Below are 1,079 nucleotides of genomic sequence, written 5' to 3' on the forward strand. Positions count from 1 at the left end.
TTAGCAACATAACAAGCGTTTTAAGCGGACTCGAACGTGGTTCGGGTCGTTAATTTTAAACTCCAGACTCGCCGCTTAAACGCAGGGTCGTTATACAAACCTCGAAAATGGATCGGCTAACCTTTCAAATAAATCACCGCAAAGGAAGTCAGAATAAAACTTCAGTTGATTTCCAGGAATTTTGTATCAATGAAAAAAGCTTGCTTGAGTTACTTCCTACTCAAGACCTTGTAGGAATTATTGGAAGTTTTAAGCCCGAGTTTGATAAAGAGGCTGTGAGCCAGCTTTTATTGAAAGAAAATTCTGAACTTAATTCCGGAAGAATACCAATTTATATTTGTCCTGAATGCGGTGATTTAGGATGTGGAGCAATAACCGTTTCTATTGAAGAAAGTGCCGAAACATATACATGGAAAGATTTTGGCTTCGAAAATAATTATGATGAAGAATTGTTAGCTGAATACAATGAAATTGGTCCTTTTACATTTTCAAAAATGGAATATGAATCAGCACTCAAACAGTTTGTATAACAAGCGTTTCAAGCGGACTCGGACGAAGTGTGAGTCTATAATTTTAATAACTCGGCTCGCCGCTTAAACGCAGGGTCGTTATAGGCTTAGGAAATGAATACAACTGGTTTAAGAGCAATACGGAGGCCTAAAAAGTATTTCAGAAACTTTGGTATCGCACTCCTTTTATTTTCGATACTCCTTTTGTTTTCAGTCTTAAATCAAGATTCATCACTAACTGTTAATGGAGTTGAAATAACAGACCCGATTCCTAGAAGAAGATTCTTACAAGTACCAATATCATTTTCAATAATAGCTTTAGGTCTTGTTTTATTTCCAAAAAGAATTTTCTTCAATCTTTCCACCTATCTAGCTAAGCTTGTTAAACCAGTACGCCTATAACAAGCGTTTTAAGTCGGACTCGAACGCGCTTCGGGTCTTTAATTTTAATAACCAGACTCGCCGCTTAAACGCGGGGTCGTTATGTTGCCAATGGTAAATCTAGTTTTAGGAATATTCTTTATATCTATTTCTACCTATTTCATTTGGGTCGGAAAAGAGAGTTCTAAT

At 36.6% G+C, this 1,079-nt stretch carries 1 protein-coding gene; it reads left to right on the top strand.

The features are described 5' to 3' along the window. Positions 1-107 precede the first annotated feature (107 nt). Positions 108-530: a hypothetical protein gene (locus B155_RS0112685; protein WP_018128628.1), complete on the top strand. Its 423-nt coding sequence runs from the start codon at positions 108-110 to the stop codon at positions 528-530. Positions 531-1,079: the final 549 nt, after the last annotated feature.

The sequence above is a fragment of the Balneola vulgaris DSM 17893 genome, assembly GCF_000375465.1.
Taxonomy (GTDB): Bacteria; Bacteroidota; Rhodothermia; order Balneolales; family Balneolaceae; genus Balneola; species Balneola vulgaris.